Source organism: Micromonospora sp. KC207 (assembly GCF_004348615.1).
Taxonomy (GTDB): Bacteria; Actinomycetota; Actinomycetes; order Mycobacteriales; family Micromonosporaceae; genus Micromonospora.
Genome location: NZ_SMKJ01000282.1, coordinates 1 through 9,214, shown reverse-complemented (window position 1 = coordinate 9,214; position 9,214 = coordinate 1). Strand labels below are relative to the sequence as shown.

Genomic DNA, 9,214 nt, shown 5'->3' with positions numbered 1-9,214 from the left:
GAGTCCGCCGCCCGTCGGCGTCGCCGTCGTGGCCGCCGGGGCCGGGGCAGGGGCAAGGGCGGCGCGGACGAGGCCGACGACGAGGCCGAGGAGGCCGCCCAGGCCGAGGAGCCCGAGGCCGAGGACGAGGGTGACGAGGACGAGGGCGAGGGCGACGAGGGCGGGGACGGGTTGACCCGTCGCCGTCGCCGTCGGCGTCGGCGGGGCGCCGGGGACACCGACGGGGGCGTCGACGACGGCGTGCCGACGGTTGTCAAGATCCGCGAGCCGCGCAAGGCCGTCGACGAGGTGCAGGGCGTCACCGGCTCGACCCGGCTGGAGGCCAAGCGGCAGCGCCGTCGGGACGGCCGGGAGCAGCGCCGGACCCGCCCGCCGATCCTGAGCGAGTCGGAGTTCCTGGCCCGCCGGGAGGCGGTCGACCGGGTGATGGCGGTCCGCCAGCGCGGCGACCGCACCCAGATCGCTGTCCTGGAGGACGGCGTGCTGGTCGAGCACTACGTCACCCGCAACTCCTCCGGCACCATGGCCGGCAACGTGTACCTCGGCAAGGTGCAGAACGTCCTGCCGAGCATGGAGGCGGCCTTCGTCGACATCGGGCGCGGCCGCAACGCCGTCCTGTACGCGGGCGAGGTCAACTGGGACACCACCGGGCTGGAGGGGCGGGCCCGCTCGATCGAGCAGGCCCTGCGCTCCGGCGACTCGGTGCTGGTGCAGGTCACCAAGGACCCGATCGGGCACAAGGGCGCCCGGCTGACCAGCCACATCGCGCTCTCCGGCCGGCACCTGGTGTACGTGCCGAACGGCAACGCCTCCGGCATCAGCCGCAAGCTGCCGGACACCGAGCGCAAGCGACTGCGCGACGTGCTCAAGAAGCTGGTCCCGGACGGCGCGGGCGTGATCGTCCGGACCGCCGCCGAGGGGGCGAGCGAGGACGAACTGGCCCGCGACGTCAAGCGCCTCCAGGCCCAGTGGGAGGACATCCAGGCCAAGGTGGCCTCCGGCGGTGCCCCGGTGCTGCTCTACGAGGAGCCGGACCTGGTCATCCGGGTCGTGCGGGACCTGTTCAACGAGGACTTCCGCGAGCTGGTGATCGAGGGCGACGAGTCGTACGGGATGGTCGAGTCGTACCTGTCGCACGTCTCGCCGGACCTGGTCGACCGGGTCCGCCGGCACGTCGGCACGTCCGACGTGTTCGCCACGTACCGGATCGACGAGCAGATTCTCAAGGGCCTGGACCGGAAGGTCTTCCTCCCCTCCGGCGGTCACCTGGTCATCGACCGCACCGAGGCGATGACCGTGGTCGACGTCAACACCGGCAAGTACACCGGCGCGGGCGGCAACCTGGAGGAGACGGTCACCCGCAACAACCTGGAGGCCGCGGAGGAGATCGTCCGTCAGCTCCGGCTGCGTGACATCGGCGGCATCGTGGTTATCGACTTCATCGACATGGTGCTGGAGTCGAACCGGGAGTTGGTGCTGCGCCGGCTCACCGAGTGCCTGGGCCGGGACCGCACCAAGCACCAGGTCACCGAGATCACCTCGCTCGGCCTGGTGCAGATGACCCGCAAGCGGATCGGCGCGGGGCTGCTGGAGGCGTTCAGCGAGACCTGCGACTGCTGCAAGGGCCGGGGCGTGGTCATCCACACCGAGCCGGTGCCGGAGAAGCCGCGTCCGGGCGGCGGCGTGGGGGAGAAGGTCAAGGCGGTCGCCTCGGCCGTCACCGCCCCGGCGGCCCCGGCCGAGCCGGCGGGCGGGGCGTCGTCGCGGCGGCGGGCGCGCAAGAGCGCGGTGCCGGAGCGCACGGTGATCGAGGTGGTCGAGGTGCCGGCCGACGCCGAGACCGAGACCGACTACCACGACACGATGGGCTACGACCTGTCCCGGTACGAGGCGGACACCGCCGCCGCGCCGGCCGTGGCGGACAGCCAGCAGGGCGAGTCCGCTCGGCTGGCCGGGGCCGACGACCCGGACGCCCTCGGCGACGACGAGGGCGACACCGACGGTGGCGAGGCCGGCACCGGTCGGCGCCGGTCCCGTCGGAGCGGCGCCCGGCGGCGGACCCGCCCGTGACCGGCTGATCGGCCACGCGTTTCGCGGGCCCCTGCCACGGTGACAGCACCGGGGCAGGGGCCCGATCGCGCGTCGGGGCCCGGTTAGGATCGGCCACCCCCGGTCAGGAGAAGAAGAATGCGTCGTCTGCTCACCCTCACCATCGCCGCGGTCGTCCTGTCCGCTGCGGCGGCCTGCTCCACCGAACGTCCCGGCTCCGACCGTACCGGCGGGCCGGGCGGCTCCCCACCCGCCACGGCAGACGGGAGCACCCCCGGCGGCGGGGGCGCGGCCCCGGGCGCGAGCGGCGCGGCCGGCGGGAACGCCCCGGAGGTCTGCGCCGCCGCTCAGCAGGCCAGCGGCGCGGCGGTCCGCACGTACGTGGCGGAGCTGGGCAGGATGATCGGTGCGGTCGGCGCGAGTGACAGCGCGACGGCGGAGGCCGCCCGCAAGCGGGCGGAGGCGGCGCTGACCGGCTGGCGCACCGCGCTGCGGGAGCAGTCGACCCGGGCCACCGACCCGCAGCTACGCACCCTTCTGGCCGACCTCGCCACCGAAGTGGGGATGCTCGGCACCGACGTGGACGCGATCGACGAGGAGGAGCTGGACGAGCTCCAACAGCGCCTCGACCAGCTCTGCGCCCGCTGACCGGTCCGCACCCCGGTTTGGGTGTTGCCTCACCGATGGCGTAGGCTATCTTGCGGCGCACTTTGGTGTGCCGAGTTCCCGCGTGCCCGCGCCGCCGCGCTTCTGCTACCCGGCGAGCCGCCGAGGGAACGACCGCCAGCAGCCTCAACGACAGGGAGTCCGCCTCCGATGTACGCGATCGTCAAGACCGGCGGCAAGCAGTACAAGGTCGCCGAGGGCGACGTGATCGAGGTCGAGAAGCTCGCCGGTGCCCCCGGCGACGCGGTGAAGCTCACCGCGGTGCTCCTCGTCGACGGTGACGACCTGGTGACCGACGCGGCGAAGCTTGCCGAGGTCGCGGTGTCCGGCGAGATCGCCGCGCACACCAAGGGCCCGAAGATCAAGATTCACAAGTTCAAGAACAAGACCGGCTACCACAAGCGCCAGGGTCACCGCCAGCCGCTGACCCAGGTCAAGGTGACCGGCATCTCCAGCGGGAAGTAGGTCGTCCTCAGATGGCTCACAAAAAGGGTGCGTCCAGCTCGCGCAACGGCCGTGACTCCGCGGCCCAGCGGCTCGGCGTGAAGCGCTTCGGCGGTCAGGTCGTCAGCGCGGGTGAGATCCTCATCCGTCAGCGTGGCACCAAGTTCCACCCCGGTGACATGGTTGGCCGTGGTGGCGACGACACGCTCTTCGCGCTGGCCGCCGGCTCGGTCCAGTTCGGCACCAAGCGCGGTCGCAAGACCGTCAGCATCGTGCCGCAGCAGTAGTTTCGACGCGTCGCGGGCCGCGGACCGGTTGGTCCCGGCCCGCTTCGCTTTTCTCGTACGCGCGGGGCCTCTCCCGCTGGAAGGATTGACGACGTGACGATGTTCGTGGACCGGGTCGTCCTGCACCTGCAGGCCGGCGACGGCGGGCACGGCTGTGTCTCGATCCACCGGGAGAAGTTCAAGCCGTTCGGCGGCCCGGACGGCGGCAACGGTGGACACGGCGGCAGCGTGACCCTGGTCGTCGACCCGCAGGTGCACACCCTGCTCGACTTCCACTTCCACCCGCACGTCAAGGGCGAGAACGGCAAGGGCGGCGCGGGCTCGAACCGGGACGGCGCGAACGGGCGCGGCCTGGTGCTCAAGGTGCCCGACGGCACCGTCGTGCAGACCCTCGGCGGCGAGGTGCTGGCCGACATGGTCGGCGCCGGCACCACGTTCGAGGTGGCCCGGGGCGGCCGGGGCGGCCGGGGCAACGCCTCGCTGGCCAACGCCAGGCGCAAGGCCCCCGGCTTCGCCGAGCTGGGCGAGCCCGGCGAGCAGCTCGACGTGGTGCTGGAGCTCAAGAGCGTCGCCGACGTGGGCCTGGTCGGCTTCCCGTCGGCCGGCAAGTCGTCGCTGATCTCGGTGATCTCCGCGGCCAAGCCGAAGATCGCCGACTACCCGTTCACCACGCTCGTGCCGAACCTGGGCGTGGTCCGGGTCGACAACCACACCTTCACCGTCGCCGACGTGCCCGGCCTCATCCCGGGCGCGGCCACCGGCAAGGGCCTCGGGCTGGAGTTCCTCCGGCACATCGAGCGCTGCGCGGTGCTGGTGCACGTGATCGACACCGCGACGCTGGATCCGGGCCGGGATCCGCTGGCCGACATCGACGCCATCGAGTCCGAGCTGAACCAGTACGGCGGGCTGGCCGACCGGCCCCGCCTCGTCGCCCTCAACAAGATCGACGTGCCGGACGGCCGGGACCTCGCCGAGATCGTCCGCCCCGACCTGGAGGCCCGCGGCCTGCGGGTGTACGAGGTTTCCGCGGCGACCCGCGAGGGCCTCAAGGAGCTGATGTTCGCGCTGGCGGAGCTCGTCGAGAAGGCCCGCGGCGCCGCCCCGCCGGCCGAGCCGACCCGGATCGTCATCCGCCCGAAGGCGGTCGACGACACGGGCTTCACCATCGACGCCGAGCCGGACGGCTCGTTCACCGTCCGGGGCGACCGGCCGGAGCGCTGGGTGCGGCAGACCAACTTCGACAACGACGAGGCGGTGGGCTACCTGGCCGACCGGCTGGCCCGCCTCGGCGTCGAGGACAAGCTGGCCAAGGCCGGGGCCAAGCCGGGCGACCTGGTGCGGATCGGCGAGCGCGAGTTCGACTGGCAGCCCGCCCTCTACGCGGGCGTCGACTTCGTCCCGGGCAACCGGGGCACCGACGTGCGGCTGGAGGAGAAGTCGAGCCGCGCCTCGGCCGCCGAGCGGCTGGCCGCGCGCAAGGCCCGCCGGCAGCGGCCCGGCGACGAGCTGGGGGCCGACGTCACCGACGACGAGCCGGCCCCGGACGCCGACGACCTCGACGACGACGAGGAGTAGGCCCTCCCGCGATCGAGGAGGGGGCGGAGGCCCACGGGCGCGACCACGACCGCTCGCGGTGTCTCCGCCGCCGGGTCGCCTGGGGGAAACCTGCCGGAAATCCGTCGCGCATAGCTTGGTGGAATGCTGATCGAATCGCGGCCCACGACCGACCCGGAGATCGCCACCCTGGTCGTGGCGCAGCAGCGTGAGCTGCGCGAGGCCGACGGCGGGCTGGCCGGGCAGGTGTTCGTCCCCCACGACGACATCCGCTACCTCGCCGTCGTCGACGCCGGCCGGGTCGTCGCGTGCGGCGGCATTCAGGAGCTCGACCCGCGCACCGGCGAGCTGAACCGGATGTACGTCCGGCCCGCGTACCGGGGGCGGGGGATCGCCCGGCAGTTGCTGGCCGCCCTGGAGGAGCTGGCCTTCCAGCAGGGGTACGCCGAACTCCGGCTGGAGACCGGCAGCTACCTGCCGGCGGCCATCGGCCTCTACACCTCCTGCGGGTACGCCCCGATCCCGGTGTACGGCGAGTACGTCGACAACCCGTACAGCCGCTGCTTCGCCAAGCGCCTCCTGGTGGCCGCCTGACGCCCGACGGCACCGGTCGGCCGGTGGGCGGTCGATCGGTCAGGGGCGGTCGATCGGGTTGTCCAGCCGGCCGCCCGTGCCCATCCGGTTGGACAGCAGCAGGCCCAGGGCGAGCATGCCGAGGCCGAGCAGCAGGTGCAGGAGGTTGTCAGCGCCGTTGAGCGGGATGAAGTTGGCCCCGCCGTGCTCGGTACCGGCGAACTTGACGTACAGCCCGTACAGGCAGAGCCCGAGGTAGAGCGCGCCGCCGCCGGCCAGGAAGATCCGGGCCCCGGCGATGCGGCGGGCCAGGACCAGCCCGGCCAGGCCGAAGAGCAGGTGCAGGGCGTTGTGCAGGACCGAGATCTGGAACAGCCCGAGCAGCCGGGCCTCCGAGGTGTGCCCGGCGAACGTCAGGTCGTCGTACCCGGTGGTGATCCCGGGGACGAAGCCGAGCACGCCGATCACGAGGAAGAGCACGGCCACCGCGACGGCGGCCAGCTGCACCCGGGCCCGTGTGCCGCGCCGGTCACGCGTCATCGATGTCACCTCCGTGATCAGCACCCCCGCCGATCCTCCATTGTGTGTGGGCGGCGACCCGGTCCGCAGAGAAACCAGGAATCAGGTGTGGGTGGTCGAAGCGGGGGCAGGCCAAAAGACGCCGGTGGAACCGGTGTGCCGTTTCGACGCCGCCGGGCCGGGTAGCGCTGCGTGATGCGGGCGGACCAGCCCGCAGGCCCGGGTGGAGGAGACGTGATGACCAGCAACGCGACAAGGTGGGCGCTGTTCGGCGTCGCCACGGTGACCGCGGTCGGCGTCGGTCGGGCGGCGGCCCGACGGCGACGCCGGCACCAGCCCGAGCGGCAGGACGGCTGGTACGTCGTCCGGCGGGGGATCACCGTGGACCGGCCGATCGACGCCGTGGTCGGCTTCTGGACCGACCGGGAGCGGCTCGACCGGGCACTTGCCGGATGGGCGACCCTGGAACAGCTCGACGCGAGCCGGCGACGCTGCGTGGCCGGCGACCCGGCCGGTGGTGGGACCGAATGGCGGGCGGAGCTCACCGTCGACGGTCCGGGGCGGCTGAACTGGCGGGTGACCGACGGCCCGATCGCCCAGACGGGGCACGTCGAGCTGGTCCCCGCCCCACAGGACCGGGGCACCGAGATCCGCGCCGAGCTGCGCTGGCGCTCCGGGCCGGTGCGCCGGGTGCTGGGCCTGGGCACCGGCGGCGACCCGGACCTCGGGCTGCGCGACGCGCTGCGCCGGATCAAGTCGCTGATCGAGTGCGGCGAAATGATCACCACCCGGCACGACCCGTCGGGGCGCAGCCCGGCGCAGGAGTGGGCGACCGACAAGATCCGGGAGAAGCTGACGACGGGAGGCCGGGCGTGAGGGCGCTGTGCTGGGAGGGCGTCGGCAAGCTCGCCGTTCGCGACGTGCCGGAGCCGACGATCCGGGCCGAGCGGGACATCATCGTCAAGGTCCGGGCCAGCAGCGTCTGCGGCTCCGACCTCCACCTGATCAACGGGTACCTGCCGGCGATGCGGGAGGGCGACATTCTCGGCCACGAGTTCATGGGCGAGGTGGTGGAGACCGGACCGGGCGTGCGGCGGCTGCGGGTCGGCGACCGGGTGGTGGTCGCCTCGGTGGTGGCCTGCGGCGGCTGCTGGTACTGCCGCACCGAGCAGTTCTCGCTCTGCGACAACTCCAACCCGCAGCCGGTGTTCACCGAGAAGCTGTGGGGGCACTCGTCGGCCGGCATCCTCGGCTACTCGCACGCCGCCGGCGGCTACTCCGGCAGCCACGCCGAGTACGTCCGGGTGCCCTTCGGTGACGTGGGGGCGTTCACCGTCCCGGCGCAGGTGCCGGACGACTCGGCCGTGTTCGCCTCCGACGCGATGCCGACCGGCTGGATGGCCGCCGACTTCTGCGCGCTCAAGGGCGGCGAGGTGGTCGCGGTGTGGGGCGCGGGCGGGGTTGGCCAGATGGCCGCCCGGTCGGCGCAGATCCTCGGCGCGGAGCGGGTGATCGTCATCGACCGGCTGCCGGAGCGGCTGGCCACCGCCGCCGGCCGGCTAGGCGTCGAGACGATCAACTACGCCGAGACCGACGTGCTGGAGGCGCTGCGGGAGATGACGGCGGGGCGCGGACCGGACGCCTGCATCGAGGCCGTGGGCATGGAGTCGCACGACGTCGGCCCGGCGTACGCGTATGACCGGGCGAAGCAGTCGGTCCGGCTGACCACCGACCGGCCCACCTCGGTCCGGCAGGCGATCATGGCGTGCCGCAAGGGCGGGACGGTCAGCATCGTCGGCGTCTACGCCGGCCTGGTCGACAAGTTCCCGCTCGGCGCGGCGATGAACAAGGCGCTGGTGCTGCGGATGGGACAGATGCACGCCCAGCGGTACATCCCGATGCTGCTGGACCGGGTCGCCACCGGCGAGATCGATCCCGGCTACCTGGCCACCCACCCGATGACCCTCGAACGGGGCGCGCGCGGCTACGAGATCTTCGAGAAGAAGGAGGAGGGCTGCCTGCGTACCGTGCTGCACCCCCAGGCGGGCTGACCCGCCGCCGCGCCGCCGGGCCGGGTCCACCGCGAACGCGCGGGCCCGGCCCGCGGCGGCTCGGCGGGATCAGGCGGTGCGGCGCACGTCGGCGACGACGAAGCCGCTCGGCGGCAGGGCGGGCATCCGCCGCAGGTCGATCGCGAGGTCCTGCGGGGGAACCTTGTAGCGCATGGTCGTGGTCAGGTTGGTGACCGCCCGCTTCAGCAGCTCGATGGTGATCCACTCGCCGGCGCACCGGTGCCCGGTGTGGTGGTCACCGCCGCCCTGCGGCACCAGCGCGAACGGGTCGCCGCGCCAGCCGGCGAAGCGCTCCGGGAGGAACCGCTCCGGCTCGGGCCAGAGCGCATCGTGGTGGTTGGTGCCGTACAGGTCGAGCAGCACCCGCCGTCCCTGCGGGAAGTGGTACCCCTGCCAGTCGAAGGAGCGCCGCACCCGGGCGGCGGCGATCGGGAAGAACGGGTAGTAGCGGCGTACCTCCTGCACGAAGCACTCGGTGGCGGCGTCGTCGCCGCGGACCCGGTCGCGCCACGGCGGGTGGTCGTGCAGGGCGAGCGCGGCGAACACCACGAAACGGTCGACGGCGACCGTGGGACGCAGCACGTTGAGCAGCTCCACGGCGGCGATCCGGTGGGGAAGCAGTCGCCCCCGGTCGTCCCGGTGCTCGGCGATCACCCGCAGGGCGCTGCCCTCCGGGGCCGGCAGGACGCCCACGCGGGCGCGCTCGATGATCTCCCCGAGCCACCGCTGCGCGCGGCGCCGGTCGACCACCCCCCGCCAGTGCCGGGGCCCGAACGCGGCCGGCCCCTCGACCATCGCGCGCATCCAGGCGGTGCGCCGGGTCACCTCGGCGGCGGCCAGCGGCACGCCGGCCCAGGCGCAGACCGCCCGGGTCAGCAGCGGGGAGACCTCGTCGTACAGCGTCATTCGGCCGGCCCGTTCCCAGTCCGGCACCCGGGCCCGCCACTCGTCATCGAAGAGCTGGCCGAGCTGCCGGACCGCCGACGGCGTCATGATCGACATGAACATGGTCTTGCGGTCGCGGTGCGCCGCCCCGTCGAGGCCCTGCAC

Annotated in this window: 10 protein-coding genes; 8 read left to right on the top strand and 2 right to left on the bottom strand. The window is 73.2% G+C overall.

Annotated elements, in window-relative coordinates; all coding sequences use genetic code 11:
- The 6 genes from E1258_RS26490 to E1258_RS26465 form a co-directional block, all read left to right on the top strand.
- The coding region (locus tag E1258_RS26490; protein ID WP_132405899.1) for an Rne/Rng family ribonuclease at positions 1–2,070 on the top strand (2,070 nt) is incomplete at its 5' end.
- Positions 2,071–2,187: 117 nt separating this feature from the next.
- Positions 2,188–2,697 carry a hypothetical protein gene (locus E1258_RS26485; protein ID WP_132405897.1) on the top strand — a complete coding sequence of 170 codons (510 nt, stop codon included), beginning with the start codon at positions 2,188–2,190 and terminating at the stop codon, positions 2,695–2,697.
- A 168-nt stretch (positions 2,698–2,865) separates the two neighbouring features.
- Positions 2,866–3,180 carry a 50S ribosomal protein L21 gene (gene rplU / locus E1258_RS26480; protein WP_007072512.1) on the top strand — a complete coding sequence of 105 codons (315 nt, stop codon included), beginning with the start codon at positions 2,866–2,868 and terminating at the stop codon, positions 3,178–3,180.
- Between the two features lie 11 nt (positions 3,181–3,191).
- Positions 3,192–3,446: a 50S ribosomal protein L27 gene (gene rpmA, locus E1258_RS26475; RefSeq protein ID WP_007072511.1), complete on the top strand. Its 255-nt coding sequence runs from the start codon at positions 3,192–3,194 to the stop codon at positions 3,444–3,446.
- A gap of 93 nt (positions 3,447–3,539) precedes the next feature.
- Positions 3,540–5,021, top strand: a complete 1,482-nt coding sequence (obgE, locus tag E1258_RS26470) for a GTPase ObgE (protein ID WP_132405895.1) — start codon at positions 3,540–3,542, stop codon at positions 5,019–5,021.
- Between the two features lie 123 nt (positions 5,022–5,144).
- A complete protein-coding gene (locus E1258_RS26465; RefSeq protein ID WP_132405893.1) occupies positions 5,145–5,594 on the top strand; it encodes a GNAT family N-acetyltransferase in 450 nt (149 codons plus the stop codon).
- Positions 5,595–5,633: 39 nt separating this feature from the next.
- On the opposite strand, the gene E1258_RS26460 is transcribed toward E1258_RS26465, so the two are convergent.
- Entirely contained in the window at positions 5,634–6,113 is a 480-nt protein-coding gene (locus E1258_RS26460; RefSeq protein ID WP_132405891.1) for a DUF4383 domain-containing protein, read from the bottom strand.
- 216 nt (positions 6,114–6,329) lie between these two features.
- On the opposite strand from E1258_RS26460, the gene E1258_RS26455 reads away from it, so the two are divergent.
- Positions 6,330–6,968, top strand: a complete 639-nt coding sequence (locus E1258_RS26455) for a cyclase (RefSeq protein ID WP_132405889.1) — start codon at positions 6,330–6,332, stop codon at positions 6,966–6,968.
- On the top strand, positions 6,965–8,143 hold the full coding sequence (locus E1258_RS26450; protein WP_132405887.1) for a zinc-dependent alcohol dehydrogenase: 1,179 nt from the start codon (positions 6,965–6,967) through the stop codon (positions 8,141–8,143). The genes E1258_RS26455 and E1258_RS26450 overlap by 4 nt, the downstream gene beginning before the upstream one ends.
- A gap of 69 nt (positions 8,144–8,212) precedes the next feature.
- Here E1258_RS26450 and E1258_RS26445 read toward each other — a convergent pair.
- On the bottom strand, positions 8,213–9,214 hold a 1,002-nt coding region (locus E1258_RS26445; protein ID WP_132405885.1), incomplete at its 5' end, for a cytochrome P450.

Coding starts and splice junctions, on each gene's coding strand:
- rplU (WP_007072512.1), top strand. CDS start 2,866: ATGTACGCGATCGTCAAGACCGGCGGCAAGCAGTACAAGGTCGCCGAG.
- E1258_RS26460 (WP_132405891.1), bottom strand. CDS start 6,113: ATGACGCGTGACCGGCGCGGCACACGGGCCCGGGTGCAGCTGGCCGCC.
- E1258_RS26465 (WP_132405893.1), top strand. CDS start 5,145: ATGCTGATCGAATCGCGGCCCACGACCGACCCGGAGATCGCCACCCTG.
- E1258_RS26485 (WP_132405897.1), top strand. CDS start 2,188: ATGCGTCGTCTGCTCACCCTCACCATCGCCGCGGTCGTCCTGTCCGCT.
- E1258_RS26455 (WP_132405889.1), top strand. CDS start 6,330: ATGACCAGCAACGCGACAAGGTGGGCGCTGTTCGGCGTCGCCACGGTG.
- rpmA (WP_007072511.1), top strand. CDS start 3,192: ATGGCTCACAAAAAGGGTGCGTCCAGCTCGCGCAACGGCCGTGACTCC.